This is a genomic window from Hydrogenophaga pseudoflava NBRC 102511, assembly GCF_001592285.1.
Lineage (GTDB): Bacteria > Pseudomonadota > Gammaproteobacteria > Burkholderiales > Burkholderiaceae_C > Hydrogenophaga > Hydrogenophaga pseudoflava.
Genome location: NZ_BCWQ01000011.1, coordinates 48,632 through 75,284, shown reverse-complemented (window position 1 = coordinate 75,284; position 26,653 = coordinate 48,632). Strand labels below are relative to the sequence as shown.

Below are 26,653 nucleotides of genomic sequence, written 5' to 3'. Positions count from 1 at the left end.
CCGCGGGCAAGGCGGCGGTCAGTGCAGGTCGCCGAACGAGGTGGAGCGCACGCCGGCGCTGGGGGACTGCGGCGCGGTCTGGTTGATGTTGATCCAGAACTCGCAGACGTGCTTCATGGCGCTGAGGAACTGCGCGAATTCGGTGGGTTTGGCGATGTAGGCGTTGGTGCCGGCTTCGTAGGCCCGCTGCAGGTCACTGGGTTCGGTGGACGAGGTCAGCACCACCACCGGGATGTTGTGCAGCGTGTCCGAACCCTTGATTTCCTTGAGCACGCCGATGCCGTCGAGCAGTGGCATCTTCAGGTCCAGCAGCACCAGCACGGGGTTGCCGCCCGGGCGGTCGGCAAAACCGTCGCGCCGGTACAGGTAGTCGAGCGCCTGCATGCCGTCGGAGACGTGGGTCACGCGCCCGTCCAGTCCGTGGCGGGCCAGCGCCAGCTTGGTCAGTTCTGCGTCGTCCGGGTTGTCCTCGACCAGCAGGATGGCTTCAGCGTTCTTGTTCATGGTTCCAGGACCGAAGGTATGGAGTCGTGCGACGAGTCTGACGGGCTGCAGCCTTCAAAAGGCAGCGAGAAGTGGAACGTGCTGCCCTCCCCCTGTTGGCTCTCTGCCCAAATGCTACCACCGTGGCGTTCGAGAATGCGGCGGGTGAGGGCCAGCCCGATGCCGGTGCCTTCGAACTCCGAGGCCCGGTGCAGGCGCTGGAAAACGCCGAACAGCTTCTGCGCGTACTTGGTGTCGAAGCCGACGCCGTTGTCCTTGACGTAGAAGGTGTAACCCACGGCGGGGTCGACGCTCCAGCCGACCTCGATGCGGGCGCGTTCGCGGGGGCGGGTGTACTTGAAGGCGTTGCCCAGCAGGTTGGCCCAGACCTCGCGCAGCAGCAGCGCGTCGCCCTGGACCACCGGCAGGTCGGGTGCGATCACCCAGTCGACCACGCGGCCTTCGGTGTCGTGCGCGATCTGGCTGACCACCGCCTCGACCAGCATGGTGAAGTCCACGGGCATCACGTTGACCGCCGAGCGGCCCAGGCGCGAGAACGCCAGCAGGCCGTCGATGAGCTGGCTCATGTGGCGCGCCGAGTTGCCGATGGTGCCCAGATAGCGCTGCGTGGTGTCGTCGACCTTGTCGGCCAGGTGCTCTTCCAGCAGGCTCACGAAGCTGGAGATGTGGCGCAGCGGCGAGCGCAGGTCGTGGGAAACCGAGTAGGAGAAGGACTCCAGGTCCTTGTTGGCGGCCAGCAGCTGTTCGGTGCGCTCGACGACCCGGTTCTCCAGCTCGTCGTTGATGTTGCGCATCAGGTCGTCCAGCCGCTTGGCGTCGGTCATGTCGCGGCTGATCTTGGAGAAGCCGCGCAGCTCGCCGCTGTCGTCCCGCAGCGCGATCAGGATCGAGTGGGCCCAGTAGCGCGAGCCGTCCTTGCGCGTCTGCCAGCTGTGCAGCTCGTGCTGGCCCCGGGATGCCGCCATGCGCAGCATCTGTGCGGCGATGCTCGATGCCTCGTCCGGGTTGTCAGGCTGCAGCAGCTTGGCGTAGTGCTGCCCGAGCATCTCGGAGGGCGAATAGCCTTCCATGCGCTGGGCACTGTCGGTCCAGTCGGTGATGCAGCCCTGGGCGTCCAGGAAGTAGATGCTGTAGTCGCGCAGGTTGTCCGCCATGAGGCGGAAGCGCTGCTCGCTCTCCAGCAACTCCATCGACCGTTCACGGATCCGCATCTCCAACTCGTCGTTGAGCTGGTGCACGCGTTCCTCGACGCGCTTGCGTTCGGTGATGTCGATGATCTGGACGATGATGCCTTGCACCAGGCCTTCGTAGATGTCTGGCAGCAGGGTGGCCCGGATGTAGATGTCCTCTCCGCTCACGGTGTGGCGCCAGGATTCGTAGTGCTGGACCTGTCCGTCAAGGGCCGCCTGGTACCGGGGCTGGACCTCCTGCCAGACCAAGGCCGGCAGGCACTCGCTGATGTGGAGTCCGAGAATGCGAGCCGGGTCCAGACCATAGAGCCGGCGGTGTTCTTCGTTGGCGAACCGGAACCTGAGCATGGCGTCCAGGTAGGCGATCACGCCGGGCACGTGGTTGGTCACCGTCTGCAGGAAGCGCTGGTTTTCCTGCAGCGCCAGCTCCGCCTGCCTGCGCTGGGTGATGTCCACCACCGTGGTGTTGCTGCGCAGGAAGCGTCCCTTTTCGTCGCGCACGGCTGCGGATGACAGCAGTGCGTGGAACACCGAACCGTCCTTGCGGCGCATCTCGTATTCGGCACCCGCCAGCGAGCCCTCGCGGATCAGCCGCTCCATGCGGTCTTCCAGCAGAGGCACGCGCGAGGGCAGGACCACATCTCGGTAGCTCAGCCGGCCGATGACCTCGTCGCGCTCGTAGCCCAGCCAATGCAGCTCGGTGTCGTTGATCGACTCGTACACACCGTCGGCATTGAGCGAGTGGTAGCCGCAGGGGGCCTGGTTGTAGAGGGCCTGCGCCTGCTGCAGGGCGTCGGCCAGCTGGCGGTTGGTGCTCTGCACACGGTCTTCAGAGGCCTTGCGCTCGGTGATGTCGACCATCTGGATGATCAGCCCCTGCACCTGGCCGTTCTCAATGTATGGCGTGTACCCGATGCTCGCGTAGAACTCGTGGCCGTCCGGGAAGCGGCGCAAGCCTTCAAATTGCTGGGGTTCGCCGTGCAGCGCGGCTTCCAGGCGCGCGCCGGCCGTGGCAAAGTCCTCGGGCCTGGCGATGTCGCGCAGGTGCAGGCCGATTAGGCTGGCCGGCTCGGTGCCCACCCAGCGGGCGTAGCTGGCGTTGGCGAAGCGGCAGATCAGGTCGCGGTCGTAGAAGGCGAGCTGCACCGGCACGGTGTTGGTGACAGTCTGCAGGAAATTGCGTTGGACGTGCAGGGCGTGTTCGGCCAGCTTGCGCGCCGAAATGTCCACCAGGGTGTTGTTGGTCCGGACAAAGCGCCCCTGTTCATCGACCACGGCCGTGCTGCTGAGCAGGGCCACGAAGGTCGTGCCGTCACGGCGGCGCAGGCCCAACTCGACCGATTCCAGCTTTTCGCCTTTGATCAGGCGCTGAAGCCGGTCCCTGATCATGGGCCGGTCTTCGGGCAGCACCTGGTCACGGAAGGTCATCTTGCCGATGACTTCCTCCCGGGTGTATCCCAGCCAGTCCAGTTCGGTCTGGTTGATCAGGACGAAGATGCCGTCGGCGTCCACCGAGTGGTAGCCGCAGGGGGCCTTGTTGTAGAGCGTCTGGGCGTCGTGCAGCGTCTGCCGCAGCCGCTCGTTGACCGTCGCCAGCTGGCTGGTCCGTTCCTGGACCCGAGACTCCAGCTCGCTGTTGAGCCGCTGGATCTGGTGCTGCTGCTCGTGGGTCTCCGTGATGTCGCGCGACACCGCCAGCAGCATCACCGGCTGGCCGCTGCTGTTGGTGATCGGTGAGACCACGGTGTCCCACCACTTGGGTGTGCCCTTGAACGTGTTGCCGAAGGCCACAAAGCGCGCGCCGCCAGCGGTGCGCGCCTGGTCGAGTGCCGAGCGTGCGAGGTTCTGTCCTTCTTCGGGCCACCAGGTGGTCCAGTCGCTGCCGCGGACCTGCTCAAAATCATCGACCTCTACCAGCTTGCAGCCACGGGCGGTCATCTGGAGCACGTGGCCCTGCAGGTCCAGCACCTTGGTGCAGTCCGGGCTGCTGGCAATGATCTGGCGGTTGAGCTCGTCCTTGATGCGTGCTTCTGCTTCCAGCTTGCGCAGCTGGCTGATGTCCTGCACGAAACCCAGCTGTCCGGTGAGCCGGCCCTGTTCGTCAAACTGGGGGATGTTTCGCGCAATCACATGGGCGATGTCCTCGCTGCCTGGCCGGATGATGCGGAATTCAAGGCTCGTGCTCGTGCCTGTGGCCACGCCGCGTTCCCAGTATTCCTTCACAACCGCCACGTCGGCCGAATGAACGCAGCGCATCCAGCCGAAATTGAAGAAATCCTGCTCTTCCAGGCCGAAGATCTGCTGCAGCATCTGATCGACCTGTATCAGAGAACCATCGGGCTGGATGCGCAGCATGCCAATGGGGAACACGCTGTTGAGGGCCGCGAACAGAGAGCTGTAGGGGTCCGGCGATTCGCTGCGGAGACCATGGGCGGGGCCGGGCGATGCGGCGGGGCGCCGCAACTGCGCCAGCTCGGCGCGCAGGGCCTGCACCTCGGCTTCGAGCGCGCGCTCACGATCGGACACCTGCTCTTCGTCAGGTGTCTTTCTGGCTTTGTTCCCAGGAAACGGGTGGATCGCGCTCATCGCGGACCCACTTTACCGCAGGGGGCCGCAGCCCAGATGTGAAATCTGACCGTCAGAACCGGGGCAAATCCGGGTGGCTGATCTGGCCTGCGCGCACCAGCATCTTTCCGTATTCGGCACAACGTTGCAGCGTCGGAATCACTTTTCCGGGGTTCAGTAGCTCTTTGGTATCAAAGGCACGTTTGACGGCGAACATCTGTGCGTTTTCCTCTGCGGAAAACTGAACGCACATGCTGTTGACTTTTTCCACACCCACGCCGTGTTCGCCTGTCACCGTGCCGCCCATGGCGACGCTGGTTTCCAGGATGTCGGCGCCGAACAGCTCGCAGCGGCGCAGCTGGTCCGGGTCGTTGGCATCGAACAGGATCAGCGGGTGCAGGTTGCCGTCGCCGGCATGGAACACGTTGGCGCAGCGCAGGCCGTACTTCTTCTCCATCTCGCCGATGGCGATCAGGATGTCGGCCAGGCGCTTGCGCGGGATGGTCGAGTCCATGCACATGTAGTCGGGGCTGATGCGGCCGCTGGCCGGAAAGGCGTTCTTGCGGCCGCTCCAGAAGCGCAGGCGCTCGGCCTCGTCGCGGCTCACGGCGATGGCGGTGGCACCGCAGCCGCGCAGCACCGTGCTCATGCGGCCGATTTCCTCTTCCACCTCTTCGGGTGTGCCGTCGCTCTCGCACAGCAGGATCGCCTCGGCGTTCAGGTCGTAGCCGGCCTTGACAAAGTCTTCCACCGCGGCGGTCATGGGCTTGTCCATCATCTCCAGCCCGGCCGGGATGATGCCGGCCGCGATGACCGAGGCCACTGCGTCGCCCGCCTTCTGGATGTCGTCGAAGCTGGCCATGATGCAGCGCGCCAGCTGGGGCTTGGGCACCAGCTTGACCACCACCTCGGTCACGACCGCCAGCATGCCCTCGCTGCCGATCACCAGCGACAGCAGGTCCAGGCCCGGCGTGTCCAGCGCGGTGCCTCCGAAGGTGACCGGTTCACCCTCGACCGTGAAGCCGCGCACCTGCAGCACGTTGTGCACCGTCAGGCCGTACTTCAGACAGTGCACGCCGCCCGAGTTCTCGGCCACGTTGCCGCCGATGGTGCAGGCGATCTGGCTGCTCGGGTCCGGCGCGTAGTACAGGCCGTGCGCCGCGGCCGCTTCGCTGATGGCGAGGTTGCGCACGCCGGCCTGAACCACCGCGGTGCGCGATCGGGCGTCGAGCGACACGATCTTGTTGAACTTGGCCAGCGACAGCGTCACGCCCATGGCGTGCGGCATGGCGCCGCCGGAGAGGCCGGTGCCGGCGCCGCGCGCCACCACCGGCGCATTCAGTGCGTGGCAGGCCTTGAGCACAGCCGCCACCTGGGCTTCGGTCTCGGGCAGGGCCACCACCAGCGGCCGCTGGCGGTAGGCGGTGAGGCCGTCGCACTCGTAGGGCACGGTGTCCTCGGCGTGCCAGAGCAGGGCGTGGGCCGGCAGCACGGCCTGCAGGGCGCGCACCACCTCAGCCTGGCGGGCGGCGCGTTCGGCGCGGGTGACTTCGGCGGGGGAGGTGGGGGCGTTCATGCGCGGCAGTGTACGGCTGGCTGGCCGCTTGTGCATTGAAGAAACTTGCAGCCCGATGTGAGAGGACTTGAGTGGTTTTGACCCGCGTCAAATGCCGGGGTCTTGAAAAGCGCAGGATGGGAATCTATCTGTCTGGCACGGGAGCGGCGATGACCGGTCCCCCGAATGCACCACCACCTTCAGGAGTGAACGCCATGAACCATCTGATCGCACGCACCGGCCTGTTCGACGACTTCTTCAAGGACGTCGCCCCCGGTTTTTATGTCCGTCCGCTGCACGGAGACTCGTTGCCCTCGCCCTCGCAGATCAAGATCGACGTGAAGGAAACGCCGTCGGCCTACACCGTGGTCGCCGAGGTGCCTGGCGTGGCCAAGGAAGACATCCACGTGACCGTCGAAGGCAGCGTGGTGACGCTGCGCGCCGAGATCAAGCAGCAGGACAGCCAGACCCAGGACGAGAAGGTGCTGCGCACCGAGCGCTACTATGGCGCCGTGGCCCGCAGTTTCCAGCTGGCCACCGACATCGACAACGAGAAGTCGAAGGCGAAGTACGAAAACGGCGTGCTGACGCTCACGCTGCCGAAGAAGCTGGCGCTCGCGGGCCAGCGGCTGAACGTCGAATGATCAGCTGAGGGAGTTGCGCAGCCACTCGGCGAAGGCGGCGCACTCCCAGCGGTCCATGGTGCCGGTCCGCCAGCACAGGTAGTGCGCGTGCGGGCTGGGCACATGGCGCGGGTAGAGCGGCACCAGCGTGCCGTTCTCCAGCCAGGGCGCGGCCAGCTTCATGCGCACCAGGGCCACACCCATGCCGGCTGCAGCGGCGTCGCACATCAGGCCGATGTCGTTGAACTGCGAGCCGTCCACCGGCTCGGGCCAGTCCAGGTCGTGCGCCGCGAACCAGGTGCGCCAGGGCTCCAGCGGGCTGCGCAGCAGCGGTTCGCCCTCCAGATCCTGCGGCGTCTCGAACGGGCCGTGCTCGCGCACGAAGGTCGGCGAGGCCAGTGGCGTCACCTCGTCCTTCATCAGGCAGACATGTTCCACGTCGGCGTAGCGCCCGGTGCCGAAGCGGATCATCAGGTCCGCGTCCTCGGCCACCACGTCCAGCAGCGGAATGCTGACCTGGAGCGTCAGATCGATCTCGGGGTAGGCGTCGGAAAACTGCTTGAGGCGCGGCAGCAGGATGGAGCGCGCAAAGGTCGGCGTGACCGCCAGCCGCAGCTTGCGCCGGCCCGGTGAGGCGGCGCTGCTGGGAAACTTCTGCAGCGAGGCCAGGCCTTCGCGCACCTGCGCCAGGTACTCGCTGCCCTCGGTGGTCAGCGAAAAATCCGCCCGCCCGAACAGCTTGGTGCCCAGGATCTGTTCGAGCTGCTTGATGCGGTGGCTCACCGCGCTGGGTGTCACGCACAGCTCTTCCGCTGTCTGCGTCACGCTGCGCAGGCGCGCCAGCGCTTCGAACGTCAGCAGACACTGGATGGGCGGAATCCTGATCGCCATCTGGTTTATTTGAAGACAACGGTCTTGTGGCCGTTGAGCAGCACGCGGTGCTCGCTGTGCCACTTCACCGCGCGCGCCAGCACCTGGCTCTCGGTGTCGCGGCCCAGGGCGGTGAGGTCTTCCACCGTGTCGGTGTGGTCCACGCGGGCCACGTCCTGCTCGATGATCGGGCCCTCGTCCAGATCCGCCGTCACGTAGTGAGCGGTGGCGCCGATCAGCTTCACGCCGCGGTCGTGCGCCTGGTAGTAGGGCTTGGCGCCCTTGAAGCTGGGCAGGAAACTGTGGTGGATGTTGATCGCCTGGCCCGAGAGCTCGCGGCACAGGTTGTCCGACAGGATCTGCATGTAGCGCGCCAGCACCACCAGCTCCGCGCCTTCGCTGCGGATCACCTCCAGCTGCTTCGCCTCGGCCAGCGCCTTGGTGGAGGCCGTCAGCGGAATGTGGTGGAACGGCACGTTGTAGCTGGCCGCCAGCTGGTAGAAGTCGCGGTGGTTGCTGACGATGGCCCGGATGTCCAGCCGCAACAGGCCACTCTTCCAGCGGAACAGCAGGTCGTTCAGGCAGTGGCCTTCCTTGCTCACGAAGATGACAGTCTTCATCGGCTCGGCCAGGGGGTGCAGTCCCCATTGCATGCCGAACGGTTCGGCAAACAAGCTCAGGTGGGTGCGCAAGTCGTCCTGGGTCAGTTGGCCGCAAGTGAACTGGACCCGCATGAAGAACAGGCCGGTGCCGTGGTCGTTGTACTGGGCGGCTTCTTCGATGTTGCCGCCACGCTCCAGCAGGAAACCGGAGACGGCGTGCACGATGCCGGGACGGTCCTGGCAGGAGAGGGTGAGAACGTAGGTGTGGATCATGGTCGGGCGGATTGTCGCAGGGTGGCTGGGGGTGGGTCCGGGTGGTCCGAGGTCAGTGGACCTCACGATTCGATGTTTCCGGTGCCAGAATCCGTCCACTTCATTGTCTGCGCACGCTGCGCCCGCCCAGGAGACCGACCATGGCCTACAACGACTTCCGCATGGACAACCAGTGGTTGCCCTTCACGCCCAACCGTGCTTTCCAGAAAGACCCGCGCGTCTTCGTCGGCGCCGACGGCATGTACTTCACCACGCACGACGGCCGCCAGATCATCGACGGCATTTCCAGCCTGTGGTGCGTGGGCGCGGGCCACAACCGCAAGGCCATCAACGAGGCCATCAAGGCCCAGCTGGACACGCTGGACTACTCGACCGCCTTCAGCGTCAGCAACGACAAGGCCTTCCGTGCCGCCGAGATGATCGCGGCCATGGCGCCCGGCGACCTGAACAAGGTGCTGTTCTGCAACTCCGGCTCGGAAGCGGCCGACACGTCCCTGAAGGTGGCGCTGGCCTACCATCGCGCGCGCGGCGAAGGCCACCGCAACCTCTTCATCGGCCGCGAGCGCGGCTACCACGGCGTCAACTTCGGCGGCATGAGCGTGGGCGGCATTCCGGCCAACCGCAAGGTCTACGGCGCCGCGCTGCTGCCACGCGTGGACCATCTGCGCTTCATCCACGACCCGGTGAACCACGCCTACATCCACAACCAGGAACCGGTGTGGAACGAGGACATCCTGCTGGAGCTGGAGAACCGCATCCTGCCGCTGCACGACCCGAGCAACGTGGCGGCGGTTATCGTCGAGCCGGTGGCCGGCAGCGCGGGCTGGTACATCCCGCCGCAGGGCTACCTCAAGCGCCTGCGGGAGATCTGCGACAAGCACGGCATCCTGCTGATCTTCGACGAGGTCATCACCGGCTTCGGCCGCCTGGGCACGCCGTTTGCCTCCGACTACTACGGCGTGCAGCCCGACATGCTGAACTTCGCCAAGGCGGTCACCAACGGCGTGATCCCCATGGGCGGCGTGGTCTGCAGCGACCGCATCTACAACGCCATGATGGGTGCCCACGGCAGCGCGCCGGAGCACGCCATCGAGTTCTTCCACGGCTACACCTACTCCGGCCACCCGGTGGCCTGTGCCGCGGCCATTGCCACGCTGGAGCTGTTCCAGCAGGAAAACCTGTTCGCTCGCGCGGGTGAAATGGGTCCGGTGCTGGGCGACGCCGCCCACAGCGCGATCAAGGGCCTGCCCAACGTCATCAGCATCCGCAGCCTGGGCCTGGCGGTCGGCATCGAACTGGCGTCCATCCCCGGCCTGCCGGGCAAGCGGGCCTACGACATCTTCCTGGACTGCTACCACCGCGGGGTGCTGGTGCGCAATGCGGGCGAAAACCTGGTGTTTGCGCCGCCCTACATTGTCGAGCGCGAGCAGATTGATACGATGGTCAACGTGCTGGCCGACGCGATCAAGCGCCACGCCTGACACCCGTCCACCCTTTCCGCCGCAAGGAGGCTCCGCATGGCCATCATGGATTTCCTGAACCGCCAGTTCATCGATGTCATCGAATGGACCGACGACTCGCGCGACACGCTGTCGTACCGCTTCCCGGACGACGACAAGCAGATCAAGAACGAGGCCCAGCTGATCGTGCGCGAGAGCCAAGTGGCGCAGTTTGTCTACGTCGGCCAGTTCGCCGACACGCTGGGGCCGGGCCGCCACACGCTCAAGACCGAGAACATCCCCATCCTCTCGGACCTGCTGGGCTGGAAGTACAAGTTCCAGACGCCGTTCAAGGCCGATGTCTACTACGTCGTCACCCGCGTCTTCACCGGCAACAAATGGGGCACCTCCAACCCGGTGATGATGCGCGACGCCGACTTCGGCGTGGTGCGCATGCGCGCCTTCGGCACCTACGACTTCAAGATCGTCGACCCGGTCAAGTTCCTCAAGGAAGTCGCGGGCACCGACCACCATTTCCGGCTGGACGAGTTCAACGACGTGATGCGCTCGCGCCTGGTGAGCGTGTTCAGCGAGACCCTGGCCAAGGCCAAGGTGCCGGCGCTGGACGTGGCCACGCGCTACGGCGAGTTGGGCGAGGCGCTGCTGGAGCCGATCAACGTCGCCACGCGCGAGAAGTACGGCATCGAGATGACCGCCTTCGTGGTGGAAAACGTGTCGGTGCCGCCCGAGCTGGAGCAGGCGATCGACAAGCGCGGCTCCATGACCGCCATCGGCAACCTCAACGACTACATCAAATACAACATGGGCAACGCCCTGGCCGAAGGCAAGGCGGGCACCGCCGGCATCGGCGCAGAGCTGGCGGCCGGCCTGGCCATGGGCCAGTCGATGATGCAGGGCATGGCCGGCGGGACCGCCCAGGCGCCTTCGCAGCCGGGTCTGGTGCCCCAGGCCCCCGCGGCGGCCGCGGCCCCGGCGTCGGCGCCCATCGCGCTGATGACCCCCGAACAGGTGGCCGAGGCCCTGGGCGTGAGTCCGGCCGACGTGCTGCAGGAGCTGGAGGCGGGCAACCTCAAGGGCCGCAAGATCGGCAGCCAGTGGCGCGTGCCGCAGGCGGCGCTCGATGATTTTCTCAAGGGTTGACGCCACAGGCCCATGCAGCTGAGCGAAGTCACCGCACGCCAGAAGCTGGCCTGTCCGGCCTGCGGCGGCGAGGCGCAGTGGAACCCGGCGAAGAAGGCGCTGATCTGCGCCTACTGCGGCACCGAGTCGCCTTACGAGGTCCAGACCGACGGCGAGATCGTCGAGCACGACCTGGTCGCGGCGCTGCAGTCGATCCCGCAGAGCGCGCGCGGCTGGCAGGACCAGCGCCGGCCCGTGCGCTGCCAGCACTGCCAGGCGATCAGCACCTTCACCAACGCCCAGCAGGGCAAGGCCTGCGATTTCTGCGGCTCGACGGCGCTGGTGGCGTTTGAGGAGACCGGCGACATCATCCGGCCCGAAAGCCTGCTGCCGTTCGACGTCAGCGAGCCCGCCGCGCGCGACAAGCTGCGCAGCTGGTACAAGTCGCGCTTCTGGGCGCCCAACAACCTTGGCGGCAAGGCGCTCACCGACACCGTCAAGGGCGTCTACCTGCCGTACTGGACCTTTGACGCCGAGGTCAGCGCGCGCTACACGGCCGAGGGCGGCGAGTACTACCAGAATCAGAAGGGCGAACGGCAGGTCCGCTGGTTCCCGGTCAGCGGCCAGGTGCGGCACTTCTTCGACGACACCCTGGTCTGCGGCTCGCGCGGGGTGCACCCGCGGCTGGTGGAGGCGGTCGAACCGTTCCCCACCGCCTCCGAGCGCCTCAAACCCTACGACCCGGGCTACCTCAGCGGCTGGACGGTGGAGCGCTACCAGCTCGACCTCGTGGCCGCCGCCCAGCGCGGGCGCGAGCGCATGGTCGAGGCGATCCGGCGGATGTGCGCGCAGGACATCCGCACCGACACCCACCGCAACCTGCAGGTCGCACCGAGCTTCGACCGCCAGACCTTCAAACACGTGCTGCTGCCGGTCTGGCTGGTGGGTTACCGCTACGGCGCGAAGGACTACCAGGTGGTGGTGAACGGCGCCACCGGGCAGGTGGCGGGCGAGTACCCCAAGAGCTGGGTCAAGATCGCGCTGGCGGTGATCGCCGGGCTGATCCTGCTCTACATCCTGATGTCGCTCGAAGGAAGCTGAGCGCCGGGCCTCGGGCCGGCTCAGCGGCCCATCTGCTGCCGCATCTCGGCGCAATGGTCCTTGGGGGGACGCCGTGGCGTGCCCCACTGGCGATCGGCCACGGCCGGATCGACCGGCCTGGCCACGTCGCCGGTCAGCGCCATCACCACGCGGTGCGGCTGCCCGGCGGGCAGGTGGCGCGGCACCCCCAGGTCGCGCTGCACGTGGCCGTTGCCCGCGATCAGCAGCACGGTGCGCCCCGGCTGGAGCGCGTCCACGGCAGTCTGGGCCATGGCCCGGTCGCGGGCGATCTGGATGCGCGTCATCGGTGCGATCTGGGTGTCGGGCAGCAGCTGACAGTGGCCGTCGCGGATCGCCTCGCGCTGCCGCTGCAGGGCCGGCGCAGGCAGCGTGCCGTCCAGGGAGGCATCGGCCATGGCCGTGCGCATCCCGGCGCGGGGCAGGTTGCCGCCCAGCACCGGCGCCCCGGCGCGCACCGCCGACAGGATGGTCGGGCCGTACACTGCCCAGGGCCAGGCGCCCGTGTTGCGTTCGGCGGTCCAGTCCAGCGCCTCCCGCACCTGGGCTTCGGTTGCGTCGGGCGGCAAATGGCGGGTGTCCCGGCCCTGATCGACCATCTCCAGCACCAGCGCCCCCAGTTCGCCGCGGGCGGCCAGCTGATGCACGGTGTCGCGCTGCAGGGCCTGGTGTTCGGGTGCGTCGTGCTGCTCCCCGACCAGCAACAGCGGCGTGGGCAGCAGGCCCTCGAGGTCCGCCGTGGCCAGGGGCATGGCACTGCAGGCACCAATCGCCAACGCCATCAGGGCGACGGTGAACCGGCGGACGATGACAGCGGGGCGACAGATCATGACCCGATACTACGCGTCCTGCTGTTGTTGCGTCGGCGCCTTACCGGTGCCCTGCCCGTGTCGCCCGTTCCCGATCCTGAGGCCCCGACCACCCGGGGCGCCCCCTTCGTCCTTCGTGTCTTGCTGACCCTGGTGCTGGCCTTCGGGGCGGCGCGCCTGTGCGTCTGGCTGAATACGCCCATTCCCTGGATGCTGGGACCGCTGCTGGCGACGGCGCTGGTGTCGGTGTTCGGTGCGCCCACGGCGAGCTGGATCCCGCTGCGCAACGGCGGCCAGTGGGTGATCGGCGCCGCGCTGGGCCTGTACTTCACGCCCGCGGTCGGGGTGCTGGTGGTCGGGCTCTGGTGGGCGATCGCCCTGGGCATCGTCTGGGCGCTGGCACTGGGCCTGGGGTTCGGGGTCTGGCTGCGGCGTGTCCATGCACAGCAGCTCGGGCATCTGAGCCCGGCACAGCTGCGCAGCACCACCTATTTCGCCGGCGCCATCGGTGGTGCCTCCGAGATGACCCTGATCGCGGAGCGCCACGGCGCGAGCACCGATCTTGTGGCGGCGGCCCACAGCCTGCGCGTGCTGCTCGTCACCGTGACCATCCCGTTCGCCATGCAGGCTTGGGGCGTGTCCGGTCTGGAGCCGGCACCTCCCGGTGCGCGCGCCGTGGACATCGTGGGACTCGCCCTGCTGGGCGGCCTGACCCTGGCGGGCATTCTGGTGATGCGCCGGCTGGGCCGCGCCAACCCCTGGTTCATGGGGGCCCTGGTGGCCACCATGGTGCTGACGCTCGGCGGCGTGACGCTGTCGGCAATCCCGCCTGCGCTCAGCGCCGCGGCGCAACTGGTGATCGGCGTGAGCCTGGGGGTGCGGTTCACGCCCGCGTTTGTACACACCGCGCCGCGCTGGCTGGGCTCGGTGGCGCTGGCCAGCCTGTTCATGATGGCGGTCTGCGCCGGCTTCGCCTGGCTGCTGTCCCTGATGACCGGACTGCACCCGGCCACCATGGTGCTCGGCACCTCGCCGGGTGGCATCGCCGAGATGTCAATCACCGCCAAGGTGCTGCAGCTGGGCGTGCCCATGGTGACGGCGTTCCAGGTCTGCCGCCTGGTGGCGGTTCTGATCCTGGCCGAGCCGGTCTACCGCTGGTGGGTGCGCCGGCTCAGTGCCGGAAGCGACCCTCGCGGGTGACGATCGCCAGGTCGACCAACGACATGCCGGTGTGGGTCCCGTCGCGGTAGCTGATCTTCATGCCCTCGATGGACAGCTCGGTGTTGCGCAGGCCGGCCAGGAACGAGTCGCGGCTCGGGTTGGGCCCGGCGCGCCGCAGGGCTTCGATCAGCGCCCGCGCGGTGAGGTAACCCTCCAGGCTGCCGTACGAAAAGGGCTGTCCCGGCTGGCCACTGGAAAAGGTGTCCTGGTAGGCGCGCGTCAGCGCCGTCTTGCGTTCCCACGGGCTGGGCATGACTTGCGCAAAGATCATGCCGTGCGCCAGTTCCCCCAGATGGCTCGCGAGTTGCGAAGAGCCCGAGTTGACGCCGTAGAAGGCGGCCTTCACGCCCGCCTGCCGCGCCTGACGGATCAGCTTCTCGTACATGCCGGCCCCGCCATGGTTGAACACCATCTGGGCCTTGCTGTCCGCCAGCTGCCGGACCATGGCCGCGATGTCCGCGTCGCCGATGTCCGATTTGAACGGCAGGTCGGTCACCGCCTCGATGCCCGTTTCCCTGGCCAGTCGCTGGACGTTGGCCAGGTGCAGCTGACCCGTTTCCGAGTCCGAGCGCACGAAGGCCACGCGGCCCATGCCCAGGCTCCGGGCGTGCAGCATCAGGGCCCGAAACTCGTCCTTGTGTTCGGCCCGCACCGGGAATACCAGGGGCTGGTGCGGCGTGCGCAGGGTCGGCGATCCCGCCATCGGGCCGAAAAACGGCACCTTGAGGTCGACTGCGGCCTTCATGACGGCGGTGGACGGCCCCCCCTCGATCGATCCGAACAGCAGGAACACCTTGTCCTGGGTCACCAGCTGCCGGGCATTGGCCTCGGCCAGCGCCGACTTGTTGTCGTCGTCCATCACCTTGAGGACCAGCTTGCGACCCGCGACGCCGCCGTTGCGGTTGGTCTGCTCGATGGCCGCCTGGACGCCGGCCAGCACGGCGGTGCCATATTCGTTCTTGCCGCCCTGGAGGGTCAGCGTCTGTCCGATCAGGATCTGCTCGGGGGTCACGCCGTCGGCGGCCGCCTGGGTGAGGCTTGGGGAAAGACCCAGAAGGACCAGGGGCAGCAGGGCGGCGGCCAGGGGCGGACATTTCATCGGATACTCCTCTGTGTATTTCGCCAGTGTATGAACATGCCCCGCCAGCGGACAACAAAAAAGCCGGTGCAGGGCACCGGCTTTGTGTTGAAAGTCAACGGTTTCGCTGAATTTCAGTGCATGACCACCGGCATCTGGGCCAGCGAGGCATAGCCTTCGAGCGTGTCTTCCACTTCTTCCTGAGAGGGCGTGTTCTGTTGCCAGGCCTGGATCTGTTCCTGGAACATCTCGGCCCAGGAGCCGTCGAGGTAGACCTCCTTGCCCGAGCGCTTGTCGACGATTTCAAAACCGTGGCGGGGAATCTGCGGGCCCAGGAGGCGCTGCGCTTCGCCGTCTTCCGGCGCATTGGCCAGGATGTGGACCACCGCAAAGGCATCGGAGTCGTAGAGCATGTGCATGGCTGTATTTCCTTCCACAGGGCGAAACGGTGCGCCTGTTGTCACTTATATCGGCAATTCGCCGCCGGGCTTCAGGCCCATTGCACATTTAGATGGTCCTGTGCGCCGAAGTTTCAAGATGCGTGTGTTTTCCGGCACAGTTCGGACGATCAGGGGGGATCGTTTCTCTGCGGCAGCGCGGGCAGGTCCTGCAGGACCATGTCCAGGTAGTCGCCGTTGGGCTCGGTGATGCGGATGCGGCCGGGCAGGTGGGCGTAGGCCGGCATCAGCCAGACCTCCACCTTGCGGTCGTATTCCTTGCGCGGCGATCGGGTCAGCCGCACGGTCTGCACTTCGCCGGCGGGCAGGGTTTCGCTGGCGACCGGCCCGACCTGGAACAGCCAGACCTCGGCGGTGTCCACGCCGCTGACGGGCAGCCGCAGCACCTTGCCCTCGGTGTAGGCCTCGGGCCGTGCGTTGAAAAGGGCCGAGAGCTGGAAGTTCACCGACAGGCGGTCCTGCGCGCCGGGCAGCAGCTTGGCGTCCGGCGCGTTGTTGCTGAAGCGCAGCCGCTGGCCCTCGCGGTCGAAGTGTGCGGCGCGTTCGCTGCTGCGGCGCTGGTCGGTGAACCGGTCGGGCGCCAGACCCTTGGCTCCGAGCTGGCCCTTGCTGCCCTGCGAGAGCACAGTGAACACCAGCACGCGCACGGTCAGCCTGGCTTCGTACGTATTGCCGTCGTTGGACCATTCCAGCTGCGCAGAGCCGTTGTAGGTCTTGCCTTTGGAGATGGATGTGGCGGAGAAGCGCAGATCTGCGCCCGGCGGCGGCAGGGCCGGCGGCAGGCCGGCGTCGGCCAGTCCCGCGCCCTGGCCCTGGACCGTGCTGGCAGCGACCTCGGTGGCTGCAGGCAGGTCCGACACCGGGGCGGGCGGATTGACAGGCGTGGCCTCGACCGGCGGCGGAGCGGGCGGCTCCGGAGGCGGCGCAACGGCCACTTCGACCGGCGGGGGCTCGGCCGGAGGTTCGGCGGGGGGCTCCACCACGACCGCTTCCACCGGCGGGGGCGGCGGGGGTTCGACCACCTTGGGCGGAGGGGGCGGTGGGGGAGGTGGCGGCGCCGGTTCGGGCGCCGGCGGCTTGGGCAATATCCAGCGCACGCGGCTGCTGCGCACGGGCGGCGGCAGTTCCTCGCTCATGGCGGCGGCCAGTTCGGGTGGTGGCGGCGCACCGGTCGCATCGGGTGCGCTCGCGGGATCGGAGGCGGTCGCGGTGAACATGTCCAGCGACAGGCCGGACAGGCCGCCGCTGAGCAGGCTCAGGTGTGCCAGCAGCACGCCCGCACCCAGCGCGAACAGCACGCGCCGGCGTGGCGCCGCGCGCTCGACGGGAAAGTGCGGCACGGCAGCGGTCATGGCGTCGGCCGGTGGCCCAGATCGTCGCTGAGCTGGCGGGCGCAGCGCCGCAGCGCCTGGGCGGGTGCGCCGTTCCAGTCGGTGTCCAGCGTCGCCACCGAGCCCAGCACCACGAGGCCCAGCGCCAGCCGGCCCTGGGCGTCGAACACCGGCGCGCAGAAGCCGCCCACGCCGGGCAGCAGGCTGTGCACCACCCGGCCCAGGCCCTGGGCGCGGGTTTCATCGAGCATGGCCTGGACATCCTGCAGGGTCTGAGGCACGTCTTCCAGCGGCAGGCCGTTGCGTGGCAGTTTTTTCACCCGGGCCAGTTCCTCGCGGATCATGGGCGCGATGCGCTGGGCGTCGCGGCCTTCCTGGCCCATGAACGCGGCGAAACAGCGCCCGGTGGCCGAGGTCAGCAGCGGCATCACGTCGCCCAGGCGCAGGGTGACCGGCACGGTCTGCGGGGCCTCGGCCCAGTGCACCATGGTCGGCCCCTGGTTGCCCCAGACGGCAATCGCCAGCGTGTGGCCGGTCTCTGCCAGCAGCGCGGGAACGCGGTCGCGCGCCAGTTTCACGGCGTCCAGCCGGCTCAGGCTGGCCAGCCCCAGGCGCAGCGAGGCCGGGCCCAGGTCGTAGCGGGTGCTCACCGGGTCCTGCATCACCAGGCCCATGCGCTGGAAGCTCACCAGGTAGCGGTGGGCCTTGGCCGCGCTCATGCCGGCGGCGGCGGCCAGGTCGCGCAGCATCAGCGCGCCGGGGGCCTGGGACAGGGCGTTGAGCAGCTCGAATCCGACCTCGACCGACTGGATGCCGGCGCGCAGATGCTCGGTGTCCGTTTCGGTGGTGTCGCGTCGGTGGGAGGCCTCGGAGGCAGGGGTTTTCGCGGCGGGCATCGGAACAACGTCGGGAGCGCTGGGGTGGAATGAGGGGCTTTCACACGCAGATGTGCGCCGTGAACTAGAATGCGATTTTTACGTATAGGTTAACGAATTTCACTATTCGTAATCATGTAAACCCCACACACCGCAGGAGACTCGCATGAAACTCGCCACCTACAGGGACGGCTCGCGTGACGGACAACTGGTGGTCGTCTCGCGCGACCTGACGACCGCCCATTATGCGACGGGCATCGCCACCAGGCTGCAGCAGGTGCTGGACGACTGGAACTTCCTGGCGCCCCAGCTGCAGGACCTGTACGTCACGCTCAACCAGGGCAAGGCGCGCCACGCCTTCCCGTTCGACCCGGCCATGTGCATGGCGCCGCTGCCGCGCGCCTACCAGTGGGCCGACGGCTCGGCCTACATCAACCACGTGGAGCTGGTGCGCGCCGCCCGCAACTCCGAGGTGCCGGCCAGCTTCTACGAAGACCCGCTGATGTACCAGGGCGGCAGCGACGACTTCATCGGCCCGCGCGACGACGTGGTCGTGCCCAGCGAGGACTACGGCATCGACTTCGAGGCCGAGATCGCGGTCATCACCGGCGACGTGCCGATGTGCGCCACGCCCGAACAGGCGCTGGACGGCGTGCGCCTGCTGATGCTGGCCAACGACGTCAGCCTGCGCAACCTGATCCCGGCCGAGCTGGCCAAGGGCTTTGGTTTCTTCCAGAGCAAGCCGGCCACCGCGTTCAGCCCCGTGGCCGTGACGCCCGACGAGCTGGGCGACGCCTGGCAGGGCGGCCGCGTGCACCTGACCCTGCAGAGCACCTGGAACGGCCGCAAGGTCGGCATGTGCGACGCCGGCCCCGACATGACCTTCCACTTCGGCCAGTTGATCGCCCACATCGGCAAGACGCGCAACGTGCGCGCCGGCTCCATCGTCGGTTCGGGCACGGTGAGCAACCGCGGCGTCGAGGTCGACGGCAAGAAGGACTGGCCCAAGGGCTATTCCTGCATCGCCGAGAAGCGCGCCATCGAGACCATCCTGGACGGCAAGCCCTCGACCGAGTTCATGAAGTTCGGCGACACCATCCGCATCGAAATGAAGGGCAAGGACGGCCAGAGCATCTTCGGCGCGATCGACCAGAAGATCGCCCCCCTGGCCCGGAGCTGAGCCGCTCGCACCGCCCTTATGATCGGCCGCACCATGCGAAGGGTGCGGCCGATTTCTGTTGTGCAGTACGAGACGGCGGCACCCGTCGGCAGTGGCCATGGCTGAGGGCACCCAGCGTCGCTACGAGGCACCTTGCCCGGGTTGCGGCGCTCCGGTGCCGTTCCAGAGCGCCCAGTCCACCCACGCCGTCTGCGCCTACTGCCACTCCAGCGTGGTGCGCCAGGCCGATGCGCTGGCCCGCCTGGGCCGCATCGCCGACGAGTTCACCGACTACAGCCCACTGAAGATCGGCGCCACCGGCCAGTGGCGCGGCAAGGCCTTCACCCTGGTCGGTCGCCTGCAGCTGGGCAACGCCGCGGCGCGCTGGACCGAGTGGCAGGCGGTGTTCGACGACCAGAGCCTGGGCAGCCTGAGCGAGGACAACGGCAGTTTTGTCTTCAGCGTGCCACGCAAGGTCTCGGGCAGCCTGCCCGCGTTCAAGGACTGGCGCGTCGGCCGCAGCCACGTGCTGGGCGGCGAGACCTTTGCCGTCGGCGCGGTCACCGAGGCCTCGGTCCTTGCGGCGCAGGGTGAGCTCTCGCACCTGCCGGAGCCCGGCAAAGTGTTCGGGGTGGTCGAGCTGCGCAACGACGCCGGGTCGGTCTGCAGCATCGACTACGCCAGCGAGCCACCCGCGGTCTGGCTGGGCGCGCAGGTCCCGCTCGACGAACTCCAGCTCGCTGGTCTGGCCGGCGATTCGGTGCGCAAGGACGAAGGGCGGCACTTCAACTGCCCGAACTGCGCGGCGCGGCTGGAGGTCAAGCTCGAAACCACCAAGAGCATGAGCTGCCCCTCGTGCGACGCGCTGATCGACCTGTCGGCCGGCATCGGCGGCGAGCTCAAGCATGCGATCCAGGACGAGCCGGTGCGCCCGCTGATCCCGCTGGGCACCGTCGGCCAGCTGCGCGGTGCGTCCTGGCAGGTCGTGGGCCACCAGCACCGCAGCGGCACCGAGCCGGGCGAGGACGAGGTGTTCGCCTGGCAGGAGTACCTGCTCTACAACCGCAAGGAAGGCTTCCAGTTCCTGGTGGACGCCGAAGACGGCTGGAGCCTGGTCAAGCCCGCCACCGGTGCACCCAAGGTGTCGTCGGGCGGCAAGACCGCCACCTACCTGGGCAAGCGCTACCAGCTGCAGTACAGCTACCGCGCCGAGACGCAGTACGTGGCCGGCGAGTTCTACTGGAAGGTCGAGCGCGGCCAGGTGACCGAGAACTCGGACTACGCCAGCGGCCAGCACCTGCTGTCACTGGAGAAGTCGCGGGACGAGTGGACCTGGTCGGTGGGCGAGCGGCTGGACAGCGCCACGGTGGCCAAGGCGTTCAAGCTCGACCAGAAGAAAGACCTGTTCAAGCGCGGCGATGCGACGCCCCTGAGCAGCGACGGCTGGTCGGTCGGCAAGGTGGTCCTGTTCGTGGTGGCCGTGCTGATCGTGGTGATGCTCGAGCGGGGCTGCGACGACTGCGATCCCCAGGTCGAGAACTGCAGCTCCACCTCCGGCCGCTGGGGCGGCGGCTCCTACGGCGGCAGTTCCAGCGGCGGCTGGCACAAGTAAAACGGATATTCCCTTTCCCCATTTCGACAGGAGCAAGCACATGGACATTGAATGGCTCAGGCCCGCAGCGTTTCTGGGATCGATCCTGTTCGCGCTGATCGGCGTGCTGGTGTTCTGGATCAGCTTCATCGTGATCGACAAGCTCACGCCCTACGACCTCTGGAAGGAGCTGGTCGAGAACCGCAACATGGCGCTGGGGCTGGTGGTGGCGGCGATGTCGCTGGGCATCTCGATCATCGTGGCCGCCGCGATCAGTGGGTGACCCCCCGCGCCGCCTGCGGCGTCACCCCCCAGGGGGCGTCGTCTGCGGCCCGGCGGAGCCGGTTCCGCGACGACCTTGACCGCTCGTGCCTGCGCGACCGCCAACGAACGTGACCACTGAAACCGAACCAACCAGCCACGCCCCCGGCCCGGTGGAGATCGCGCTGCTGGCCAGCGTGTTTCTCGTGGCCGCTTGCGGCCTGGTGTACGAGCTCGCGGCGGCGGCGCTGGCGTCCTATGTGCTCGGCGACTCGGTGTTGCAGTTCTCCACCGTCATCGGCACCTACCTGTTCGCCATGGGCATCGGCAGCTGGCTTTCGCGCCACATCGAGCGCCAGCTGCCCGCGCAGTTCCTGCGCATCGAGCTGCTGATCGCGTTGATCGGCGGCCTGCTGCCGGCGCTGCTGTTCCTGGCCAACGCCTACCTGCCCGGGGCCTTCCGCGGGCTGCTCTACGGGCTGGTGCTGCTGGTGGGCACGCTGGTGGGGCTGGAGATCCCGCTGGTGATGCGCATCCTGCGCCGCCACGTGGTGCTCAAGGACCTGGTGTCGCAGGTGCTGACCTTCGACTACCTGGGCGCGCTGGCGGTGTCGATCGCCTTCCCGCTCTGGCTGGTGCCGCAGCTGGGCCTGGCGCGCACCGGCCTGCTGTTCGGCCTGATGAACGCGGCCGTGGCTTTCTGGGCGCTGTGGCTGTTCCGGCACGAGATCCGTGCGCGCGCGGCGCACGCGGCGTCGGCCGTGCTGGTGCTGGCGGCGCTGCTGGTGGCCTGGGCGCTGGCCGACCGCATCACCACCGCCGCCGAAGAACGCTTCTTCGAGGACAAGGTGGTGCTGGCCGAGACCTCGCCCTGGCAGCGCATCGTACTCACGCGGGGCGCCCAGGGTCACCGGCTGTTCCTCAACGGCAACCTGCAGTTCGCCGAAAGCGACGAGTACCGCTACCACGAGGCCCTGGTGCACCCGGTGATGTCGGCCTACGCGCGCGGGGGCGGTGCGCCGCGGCGCGTGGCGGTGCTCGGCGGTGGCGACGGCATGGCGGTGCGCGAGGTGCTGCGCTACCCGGGCGTGCAGCAGGTGACCCTGGTCGAGCTGGACCCGGCCATGACGCGGCTGTTCTCCAGCGATCCGGCGCTGCAGCGGCTCAACGGTGACGCGCTGCGCTCGCCGCGCGTGCAGATCGTCAACACCGACGCCTTCCGCTGGCTGGAGGAAGGCACCGAGATGTTCGACGTGATCGTGGTGGACTTTCCCGACCCGACCAACTTCTCGGTCGGCAAGCTCTACACCGAGTCCTTCTACGCGCTGCTGTCGCGGCGCCTGTCGGCCAGCGGCTTTGCCGTGGTGCAGACCACCTCGCCGCTGGTGGCGCGCCAGAGCTACTGGACGGTGGCGACCACCATCGAGGCCGCCGGCCTGCGCACCGCGCCGTACCACGCGCACGTGCCCAGCTTCGGCGAGTGGGGCTTCATCGTCGCCAGCCACCGGCCGTTCACGCCGGCCGTCACACCGCTGCCCGAGGGCCTGCGCTTCCTCACGCCCCAGACCCTGCCGCTGCTGTTCGACTTCCCGGCCGACATGGGGCGCGTGCCGGCCGAGGTGAACCGCCTGTCGAACCAGGTGCTGGTGCACACCTACGAAACGGAATGGGGAAAGGTCTCGAAGTGAAGGGCCCATGTCACTGACGCGGCGCGACTGCCTGGGCTGGCTGGGCGCGTCGGCGGGGGCGGGCCTGCTCGGCTGCCAGCCGGCGCCGAGCGAGGTGACGGGCGGCTTCACCGGACCCGACCCGGCGCGCGGCCACCGCTGGCGCGATGCGGCGCTGGCCCAGCCGGCCGAACAGCGCCGCGCCGACGTGCTGGTGCTCGGCGGTGGCGTGGCCGGGCTGGCGGCGGCGCGGGCGCTGACGATGGCCGGGATCGAGGACTTCGCGCTGCTGGAACTGGAGCCCGAGGCCGGCGGCAATGCGCGCGCCGGGCGGCTGGGTGGTCTGGCCTGTCCGCTGGGCGCGCACTACCTGCCCGTGCCCTCGGACGACGCGCCCGAGCTGCAGGGCTGGCTGGAGCAGATCGGCCTGCGCCAGCGCGTGGCTGGCCGCTGGGTCTACGACGAGCGCCACCTCTGCCACAGCCCGCAGGAGCGTCTGTACTGGAACGGCGCCTGGCACGACGGCCTGCTGCCGCTGGACGGCGTGGCGGCGTCCACGCTGGAGCAGTACCGGCGCCTGAGCCGCCTGATCGACGAGGCCCGGCGCGCGCAGCGCTACGCCATGCCGGCCGTGCGCCTGCCCGTGACCGACGCCGTGCGCGCGCTCTGGGCGCAGAGCTTTGCGCAGTGGCTCGACGGTCATGGCCTGAACGACCCGCACCTGCGCTGGTACCTCGACTACGCCTGCCGCGACGACTACGGCGCCGGCGCCTCGGCGGTGTCGGCCTGGGCCGGCATCCACTACTTCGCCAGCCGCCACGGCTTTCCCGCGCCGGGCGAGGAGGGCGGGGCCGAGCCGCTGCTGACCTGGCCCGAGGGCAACGCCTGGCTGGTGCAGCGGCTGGCCGCGGAGCTGGGGGAACGTCTGCATGCAGGGCAGGGCGTGCTGCGCGTGCGCCCGGGGCGCGAGGGCGTGACGGTCGACAGCCTGTCGATGGCCGACGGGCGGATCACCCGCTGGCAGTCGCGCGCCGTGGTGGTGGCGCTGCCGGTGTTCATCGCCCGACGCGTGATCGATCCGCTGCCGCCGGTGGTGGCGGCGCGCGCGGCGGGTCTGCAGCTCGCGCCCTGGGCCGTGGTCAACCTGCTGCTCCAGGAGGCGCCGAAGGACCGCGGCGGCGCGCACCCGGGCTGGGACAACGTGACCTACGGCAGCGCCGGTCTGGGCTACGTCGACGCCAGCCACCAGTCGCTGCAACGCGTGGCTGGGCCGCGCGTGTGGACCTGGTACCTGCCCCTGGGTGACGAGCCGCAGGCGCGACAGGCGCTGCTGGACCTGCCCTGGACCCACTGGCGCGACCGCGCGCTGGCCGAGCTGTCGCAGCCGCACCCGGACCTGCCGGCGCTGGTGCGCGAGGTGGCGGTGACGCGCTATGGCCACGCCATGGCCATGCCGGCGCCAGGCTCGCTGTACGAGGGGCCGTGGCACGACGACCGGCTGGCGTTCGCCCACGCCGACTGGGCGGGCTATTCGGTGTTTGAAGAGGCCTTCACGCGCGGCCACCTGGCCGGGCAACACATCGCACGCCGCCTGCGCGGCTGATCGGTCCTGGGCGGGTCAGGCCGGGGGCGCCGCGCCGCGTTCGACCGCACGCCGCAGCGCCTCGTCCGGCTCGAACAGCGCCAGCAGCGCATCCATCAGCTGCTGCGCACGCGCCGAGTGGTCGGCGCCGAAGTTGCAGACGTACACGTCCAGGCTCACGCTGCGCGACTCGGGCCAGGTGTGCACGCACAGGTGCGACTCGGCCAGCAGCACGGTGGCGGTGACGCCGCCCGGGCCCTGTAGCGTGTCAGGAAAGCGGTGGCCCAGCTGCGCCACGGCCTGCAGGCCGCTGGCCTGCACCCGCTGCACACAGGCGGCCAGCAGCCGGTCGGCGTCGGTCAGCCAGGCTTGTTCACAGCGGCAGCCGCGCAGATCGGCGGTCAGGTGCAGGCCGTTCACGTCGCTCAGGCGGCGAAGATGGCCTCGGTGCAGGCGAAGCCCTTGACTTCGATCGGGTTGCCGAAGGGGTCGCAGAAGAACATGGTCCACTGCTCGCCGGGCTGGCCCTCGAAGCGCACCTGCGGCGGCAGCACGAAGTCCACGCCGGCGGCGGTCAGGCGCTCGGCCAGCGCGCGCCACTCGGGCAGCAGCAGCACCAGGCCGAAGTGCGGCATGGGCACCAGGTGCTCACCCACCCGGCCGGTGCGCGTGGTCTTGAAGGGCTCGCCCAGGTGCAGCGAGATCTGGTGGCTGAAGAAGTCGAAGTCGACCCAGGTATCGGTGCTGCGCCCTTCGGTGCAGCCGAGCACGCCGCCGTAGAAGCGCCGGGCCTCGTCCAGGTCGGTGACGTGGAAGGCGAAGTGGAACAGGCTTCGGGCGGGCAGCGTGCTGGAGGTCATCCGCGCAGGATATCAGCGCTGTGTCGGGTCGGCGGCCTTCTGGTCGAACTTCAGGAAATACTGGCGCGCCATCGCGACGAGCTGGGCATCGCTGGGGTGGTCGCTGTTGACCACATCGACCACGGCCTTGTCCGTCGCGTGCGCGTTGTGCTTGCACCAGTCGCGGAACTCGATCTTGGCGCTGGCCGGACCGGTCAGCAGCACCTCGGACACACCCTCCAGCGAGTCCGCGATGGCCTTGAAGAAGTCCTTGTCGGCGCCGACGTGCCCGTGCTTGGGCGTGTGCTGCTGGCGCGCCTTGACGCGCTGCGCCTCGATGTGCTCCTTGTCGAACATCAGCACGTGGGCCTGGCTGTGGTCCATCCAGACGACGGCGTGGAATGTGGTCATGCAAAGTTCTCCTGAAAAAAGTGAGGAAAGAAAAAAGATCAGTAGCCGGCCGGCTTGGTGGCGCCGCTGGCCTGTTCGGCCTTGTCCTGGCAGGCCACACAGCGCAGGGCCACCGGGTTGGCGTGCAGGCGGGCGGTGGCGATCGCATCGCCGCAGTCCACGCACAGGCCGTAGCTGCCGTCGGCCACGCGCTGCAGCGCCTCGTCGATGGCGACCAGCTCGGCCGACTCGCGCTCTTCCATGGCAAACGCCAGGTCGCGTTCGGCATCGGCCTGCGCCCAGTCGTCGCTTTCGGTCTCGCGCGCGTTGGCCGCGGCCTCGGCGCGGCCGATCTTGCCGCCACGCTGCGCCCGCAACTGCGCCAGCACGTCGGCGCGCATGGCCTGCAGCTGCTGCCGGAAGGTGTCGGAAATGGGGGTGTTCATGGGTTCTCCTCGTGTGTGGGTTCTGGGTCGAGTGGGTCCTGCGACCACGGTTTCATGGTGCGCCCGACTGTGTGTGACTGCCTTGATCGACGTCAAGCCCGCCACCGTTCGGGCCGGTTGCCAAAGGGAAATCCCCGGCGGAAAACGCCGCGTTCCCCCGCAGAATCGACGCTTTCATTCTCAAAAATCTGCAGGAGAAAGAACGATGTCCGCTGTCGACTACAGCCGCTACCAGACCCTCGACATCACGCGCCGCGGCCCGACCGTGGACGGCGTGCCCTCGGTGCTGGACATCCGCATGAAGGCCGACGGCCCCGGCGGCAACGGCAAGCTGCCCACCGCCGGCCACGAGGGTCACTGGGAACTGAGCGAGATCTGGCGCGACGTGGGCCGCGACGACAGCGTGCGCTGCGCCGTACTGCGCGGCAGTGGCATGGGCTTCTCGGGCGGTGGCGACCTCGCGCTGGTGCAGGACATGGCGACCGACTTCGAGGTCCGCACGCGGGTCTGGAAGGAGGCGCGCGACCTGGTCTACAACGTCATCAACTGCGACAAGCCCATCGTCAGCGCCATGCACGGCCCGGCCGTGGGCGCCGGCCTGGTGGCGGGCCTGCTGGCGGACATCTCGATTGCCGCGAAAAGCGCGAAGATCGTCGACGGCCACACCCGCCTGGGCGTGGCAGCGGGCGACCACGCCGCCATCGTCTGGCCGCTGCTGTGCGGCCTGGCCAAGGCCAAGTACTACCTGATGCTGTGCGACCCGATCAGCGGCGAGGAGGCCGAGCGCATCGGCCTGGTGTCGCTGGCCGTCGACGACGACGCGCTGCTGGACAAGGCCTGGGAGGTCGCGGATCGCCTCGCCTCGGGCAGCCAGACCGCCATCCGCTGGACCAAGTACTCGCTGAACAACTGGCTGCGCCAGGCCGGCCCGGCCTTCGACACCTCGCTGGCGCTCGAATTCATGGGTTTTGCCGGACCGGATGTGCGCGAAGGTGTGGCATCCTTGCGCGAGCGCCGTGCGCCGCGTTACGGTGCCGACACCTGACCATGTTCCACCAGGAGACCG

The 26,653-nt window shown here is 68.3% G+C and carries 25 protein-coding genes; 11 read left to right on the top strand and 14 right to left on the bottom strand.

Annotation, left to right across the window (positions count from 1 at the left end; genetic code table 11):
- Positions 1–18: 18 nt before the first annotated feature.
- The 3 genes from HPS01S_RS14350 to HPS01S_RS14340 form a co-directional block, all read right to left on the bottom strand.
- Positions 19–504 (bottom strand): response regulator, encoded by a 486-nt coding sequence (locus HPS01S_RS14350; RefSeq protein WP_066157393.1) that lies wholly within the window; start codon positions 502–504, stop codon positions 19–21.
- The gene (locus tag HPS01S_RS14345; protein ID WP_169803946.1) at positions 501–4,220 is read right to left on the bottom strand and encodes a PAS domain S-box protein; all 3,720 of its coding nucleotides are present in this window, start codon (positions 4,218–4,220) and stop codon (positions 501–503) included. Before HPS01S_RS14345 ends, HPS01S_RS14350 begins: the two co-directional genes overlap by 4 nt.
- 112 nt (positions 4,221–4,332) lie before the next feature.
- On the bottom strand, positions 4,333–5,835 hold the full coding sequence (locus HPS01S_RS14340) for an FAD-linked oxidase C-terminal domain-containing protein (RefSeq protein WP_066157387.1): 1,503 nt from the start codon (positions 5,833–5,835) through the stop codon (positions 4,333–4,335).
- A 194-nt stretch (positions 5,836–6,029) separates the two neighbouring features.
- Here HPS01S_RS14340 and HPS01S_RS14335 point away from each other — a divergent pair, with 194 nt between their 5' ends.
- Positions 6,030–6,458 (top strand): Hsp20/alpha crystallin family protein, encoded by a 429-nt coding sequence (locus HPS01S_RS14335; RefSeq protein WP_066157385.1) that lies wholly within the window; start codon positions 6,030–6,032, stop codon positions 6,456–6,458.
- On the opposite strand, the gene HPS01S_RS14330 is transcribed toward HPS01S_RS14335, so the two are convergent.
- Positions 6,459–7,328 carry a LysR substrate-binding domain-containing protein gene (locus HPS01S_RS14330; RefSeq protein ID WP_066157383.1) on the bottom strand — a complete coding sequence of 290 codons (870 nt, stop codon included), beginning with the start codon at positions 7,326–7,328 and terminating at the stop codon, positions 6,459–6,461. It lies immediately after the preceding gene.
- A gap of 5 nt (positions 7,329–7,333) precedes the next feature.
- Positions 7,334–8,182, bottom strand: coding sequence for a formyltetrahydrofolate deformylase (gene purU, locus HPS01S_RS14325; RefSeq protein ID WP_066157381.1), 849 nt, complete (start codon positions 8,180–8,182; stop codon positions 7,334–7,336).
- 140 nt (positions 8,183–8,322) lie between these two features.
- Here purU and aptA point away from each other — a divergent pair, with 140 nt between their 5' ends.
- Genes aptA through HPS01S_RS14310 form a run of 3 tightly spaced genes read left to right on the top strand, consistent with a single transcriptional unit; the run spans position 8,323 to position 11,862 of the window.
- Positions 8,323–9,663: an omega-aminotransferase AptA gene (aptA, locus tag HPS01S_RS14320; protein ID WP_066157378.1), complete on the top strand. Its 1,341-nt coding sequence runs from the start codon at positions 8,323–8,325 to the stop codon at positions 9,661–9,663.
- 36 nt (positions 9,664–9,699) lie between these two features.
- On the top strand, positions 9,700–10,782 hold the full coding sequence (locus HPS01S_RS14315) for an SPFH and helix-turn-helix domain-containing protein (protein ID WP_066157376.1): 1,083 nt from the start codon (positions 9,700–9,702) through the stop codon (positions 10,780–10,782).
- A 12-nt stretch (positions 10,783–10,794) separates the two neighbouring features.
- The gene (locus HPS01S_RS14310) at positions 10,795–11,862 is read left to right on the top strand and encodes a hypothetical protein (RefSeq protein WP_066157373.1); all 1,068 of its coding nucleotides are present in this window, start codon (positions 10,795–10,797) and stop codon (positions 11,860–11,862) included.
- Between the two features lie 20 nt (positions 11,863–11,882).
- Here HPS01S_RS14310 and HPS01S_RS14305 read toward each other — a convergent pair whose 3' ends face one another.
- Positions 11,883–12,710: a ChaN family lipoprotein gene (locus tag HPS01S_RS14305; protein WP_066157371.1), complete on the bottom strand. Its 828-nt coding sequence runs from the start codon at positions 12,708–12,710 to the stop codon at positions 11,883–11,885.
- Between the two features lie 57 nt (positions 12,711–12,767).
- Between HPS01S_RS14305 and HPS01S_RS14300 the strand changes: the two genes are divergently transcribed.
- Positions 12,768–13,889: an AbrB family transcriptional regulator gene (locus HPS01S_RS14300; RefSeq protein WP_066157368.1), complete on the top strand. Its 1,122-nt coding sequence runs from the start codon at positions 12,768–12,770 to the stop codon at positions 13,887–13,889.
- On the opposite strand, the gene HPS01S_RS14295 is transcribed toward HPS01S_RS14300, so the two are convergent.
- The 4 genes from HPS01S_RS14295 to HPS01S_RS14280 all read right to left on the bottom strand — a co-directional run bounded on the left by HPS01S_RS14295 (position 13,861) and on the right by HPS01S_RS14280 (position 17,673).
- Entirely contained in the window at positions 13,861–15,009 is a 1,149-nt protein-coding gene (locus HPS01S_RS14295) for an ABC transporter substrate-binding protein (RefSeq protein ID WP_066157366.1), read from the bottom strand. The two genes, HPS01S_RS14300 and HPS01S_RS14295, sit on opposite strands and share 29 nt — an antisense overlap.
- A 113-nt stretch (positions 15,010–15,122) precedes the next feature.
- Positions 15,123–15,407, bottom strand: a complete 285-nt coding sequence (locus HPS01S_RS14290) for a BTH_I0359 family protein (protein ID WP_066157363.1) — start codon at positions 15,405–15,407, stop codon at positions 15,123–15,125.
- Positions 15,408–15,556: 149 nt separating this feature from the next.
- Complete coding sequence (locus HPS01S_RS14285) at positions 15,557–16,798, bottom strand: DUF3108 domain-containing protein (RefSeq protein ID WP_066157360.1); 1,242 nt, start codon at positions 16,796–16,798, stop codon at positions 15,557–15,559.
- Positions 16,795–17,673, bottom strand: a complete 879-nt coding sequence (locus HPS01S_RS14280; protein ID WP_084397386.1) for an IclR family transcriptional regulator — start codon at positions 17,671–17,673, stop codon at positions 16,795–16,797. Before HPS01S_RS14280 ends, HPS01S_RS14285 begins: the two co-directional genes overlap by 4 nt.
- 145 nt (positions 17,674–17,818) lie before the next feature.
- On the opposite strand from HPS01S_RS14280, the gene HPS01S_RS14275 reads away from it, so the two are divergent.
- The 5 genes from HPS01S_RS14275 (at position 17,819) to HPS01S_RS14255 (ending at position 23,933) form a co-directional block, all read left to right on the top strand.
- The gene (locus HPS01S_RS14275; RefSeq protein WP_066157358.1) at positions 17,819–18,832 is read left to right on the top strand and encodes a fumarylacetoacetate hydrolase family protein; all 1,014 of its coding nucleotides are present in this window, start codon (positions 17,819–17,821) and stop codon (positions 18,830–18,832) included.
- 97 nt (positions 18,833–18,929) lie between these two features.
- Positions 18,930–20,423, top strand: a complete 1,494-nt coding sequence (locus HPS01S_RS14270) for a DUF4178 domain-containing protein (protein ID WP_066157355.1) — start codon at positions 18,930–18,932, stop codon at positions 20,421–20,423.
- Positions 20,424–20,463: 40 nt separating this feature from the next.
- Positions 20,464–20,685, top strand: a complete 222-nt coding sequence (locus HPS01S_RS14265; RefSeq protein WP_066157351.1) for a DUF350 domain-containing protein — start codon at positions 20,464–20,466, stop codon at positions 20,683–20,685.
- 109 nt (positions 20,686–20,794) lie between these two features.
- Positions 20,795–22,351, top strand: coding sequence for a polyamine aminopropyltransferase (locus HPS01S_RS14260; RefSeq protein ID WP_066157348.1), 1,557 nt, complete (start codon positions 20,795–20,797; stop codon positions 22,349–22,351).
- A 7-nt stretch (positions 22,352–22,358) separates the two neighbouring features.
- Positions 22,359–23,933 carry an FAD-dependent oxidoreductase gene (locus HPS01S_RS14255; RefSeq protein ID WP_157576322.1) on the top strand — a complete coding sequence of 525 codons (1,575 nt, stop codon included), beginning with the start codon at positions 22,359–22,361 and terminating at the stop codon, positions 23,931–23,933.
- A 15-nt stretch (positions 23,934–23,948) separates the two neighbouring features.
- On the opposite strand, the gene HPS01S_RS14250 is transcribed toward HPS01S_RS14255, so the two are convergent.
- From HPS01S_RS14250 to HPS01S_RS14235, 4 genes are read right to left on the bottom strand one after another with little or no spacing between them, the layout of a single operon-like run.
- Positions 23,949–24,332 carry an S-adenosylmethionine decarboxylase family protein gene (locus HPS01S_RS14250; RefSeq protein ID WP_066157345.1) on the bottom strand — a complete coding sequence of 128 codons (384 nt, stop codon included), beginning with the start codon at positions 24,330–24,332 and terminating at the stop codon, positions 23,949–23,951.
- Positions 24,333–24,337: 5 nt separating this feature from the next.
- Positions 24,338–24,772, bottom strand: a complete 435-nt coding sequence (locus HPS01S_RS14245; RefSeq protein ID WP_066157342.1) for a VOC family protein — start codon at positions 24,770–24,772, stop codon at positions 24,338–24,340.
- Positions 24,773–24,784: 12 nt separating this feature from the next.
- Positions 24,785–25,162, bottom strand: coding sequence for a hypothetical protein (locus tag HPS01S_RS14240; protein ID WP_066157339.1), 378 nt, complete (start codon positions 25,160–25,162; stop codon positions 24,785–24,787).
- A gap of 38 nt (positions 25,163–25,200) precedes the next feature.
- Entirely contained in the window at positions 25,201–25,587 is a 387-nt protein-coding gene (locus HPS01S_RS14235) for a TraR/DksA family transcriptional regulator (protein WP_066157336.1), read from the bottom strand.
- A 205-nt stretch (positions 25,588–25,792) separates the two neighbouring features.
- On the opposite strand from HPS01S_RS14235, the gene HPS01S_RS14230 reads away from it, so the two are divergent.
- A complete protein-coding gene (locus tag HPS01S_RS14230) occupies positions 25,793–26,632 on the top strand; it encodes an enoyl-CoA hydratase/isomerase family protein (protein WP_066157332.1) in 840 nt (279 codons plus the stop codon).
- Positions 26,633–26,653 lie beyond the last annotated feature (21 nt).

Coding starts and splice junctions, on each gene's coding strand:
- HPS01S_RS14340 (WP_066157387.1), bottom strand. CDS start 5,835: ATGAACGCCCCCACCTCCCCCGCCGAAGTCACCCGCGCCGAACGCGCC.
- HPS01S_RS14245 (WP_066157342.1), bottom strand. CDS start 24,772: ATGACCTCCAGCACGCTGCCCGCCCGAAGCCTGTTCCACTTCGCCTTC.
- HPS01S_RS14350 (WP_066157393.1), bottom strand. CDS start 504: ATGAACAAGAACGCTGAAGCCATCCTGCTGGTCGAGGACAACCCGGAC.
- HPS01S_RS14315 (WP_066157376.1), top strand. CDS start 9,700: ATGGCCATCATGGATTTCCTGAACCGCCAGTTCATCGATGTCATCGAA.
- HPS01S_RS14255 (WP_157576322.1), top strand. CDS start 22,359: ATGTCACTGACGCGGCGCGACTGCCTGGGCTGGCTGGGCGCGTCGGCG.
- HPS01S_RS14240 (WP_066157339.1), bottom strand. CDS start 25,162: ATGACCACATTCCACGCCGTCGTCTGGATGGACCACAGCCAGGCCCAC.
- HPS01S_RS14310 (WP_066157373.1), top strand. CDS start 10,795: ATGCAGCTGAGCGAAGTCACCGCACGCCAGAAGCTGGCCTGTCCGGCC.
- purU (WP_066157381.1), bottom strand. CDS start 8,182: ATGATCCACACCTACGTTCTCACCCTCTCCTGCCAGGACCGTCCCGGC.
- HPS01S_RS14330 (WP_066157383.1), bottom strand. CDS start 7,328: ATGGCGATCAGGATTCCGCCCATCCAGTGTCTGCTGACGTTCGAAGCG.
- HPS01S_RS14230 (WP_066157332.1), top strand. CDS start 25,793: ATGTCCGCTGTCGACTACAGCCGCTACCAGACCCTCGACATCACGCGC.
- HPS01S_RS14335 (WP_066157385.1), top strand. CDS start 6,030: ATGAACCATCTGATCGCACGCACCGGCCTGTTCGACGACTTCTTCAAG.
- HPS01S_RS14295 (WP_066157366.1), bottom strand. CDS start 15,009: ATGAAATGTCCGCCCCTGGCCGCCGCCCTGCTGCCCCTGGTCCTTCTG.
- HPS01S_RS14290 (WP_066157363.1), bottom strand. CDS start 15,407: ATGCACATGCTCTACGACTCCGATGCCTTTGCGGTGGTCCACATCCTG.
- HPS01S_RS14265 (WP_066157351.1), top strand. CDS start 20,464: ATGGACATTGAATGGCTCAGGCCCGCAGCGTTTCTGGGATCGATCCTG.
- HPS01S_RS14235 (WP_066157336.1), bottom strand. CDS start 25,587: ATGAACACCCCCATTTCCGACACCTTCCGGCAGCAGCTGCAGGCCATG.
- HPS01S_RS14270 (WP_066157355.1), top strand. CDS start 18,930: ATGGCTGAGGGCACCCAGCGTCGCTACGAGGCACCTTGCCCGGGTTGC.
- HPS01S_RS14275 (WP_066157358.1), top strand. CDS start 17,819: ATGAAACTCGCCACCTACAGGGACGGCTCGCGTGACGGACAACTGGTG.
- HPS01S_RS14305 (WP_066157371.1), bottom strand. CDS start 12,710: ATGATCTGTCGCCCCGCTGTCATCGTCCGCCGGTTCACCGTCGCCCTG.
- HPS01S_RS14280 (WP_084397386.1), bottom strand. CDS start 17,673: ATGCCCGCCGCGAAAACCCCTGCCTCCGAGGCCTCCCACCGACGCGAC.
- HPS01S_RS14285 (WP_066157360.1), bottom strand. CDS start 16,798: ATGACCGCTGCCGTGCCGCACTTTCCCGTCGAGCGCGCGGCGCCACGC.
- aptA (WP_066157378.1), top strand. CDS start 8,323: ATGGCCTACAACGACTTCCGCATGGACAACCAGTGGTTGCCCTTCACG.